This window comes from Mycobacterium arosiense ATCC BAA-1401 = DSM 45069 (assembly GCF_002086125.1).
In the GTDB taxonomy this organism is placed as follows: Bacteria; Actinomycetota; Actinomycetes; order Mycobacteriales; family Mycobacteriaceae; genus Mycobacterium; species Mycobacterium arosiense.
Window position 1 is genome coordinate 1 of sequence record NZ_MVHG01000412.1, and the last position, 235, is coordinate 235.

Annotated in this window: 1 protein-coding gene; it reads right to left on the bottom strand. The window is 69.8% G+C overall.

Features of this window, described 5'->3' with window-relative positions:
* The coding region (locus BST14_RS32375) for a protein adenylyltransferase SelO family protein (RefSeq protein WP_211280877.1) at positions 1 to 235 on the bottom strand (235 nt) is incomplete at both ends.

Genomic DNA, 235 nt, shown 5'->3' on the forward strand with positions numbered 1-235 from the left:
GAAGTATTCGAAGTGACCGAAGCGCACGTGGCTGGGCGCCAGGCGCAGCAGCGTCGCCGCGCTTTCCTTCTTCTCGCGCCAGACCGGCGTGCTCGAACCGATCACGCAGAGCGCCCGGCTGCTGGGAATGCCCAGTGCCGGAAGGGCTTCGGAGGCGAGGAACTCGCGGATCGACGAGCGCAGCACGGCGCGCCCGTCGCCCATCCGCGAGTAGGGGGTCTGGCCGGCGCACTTG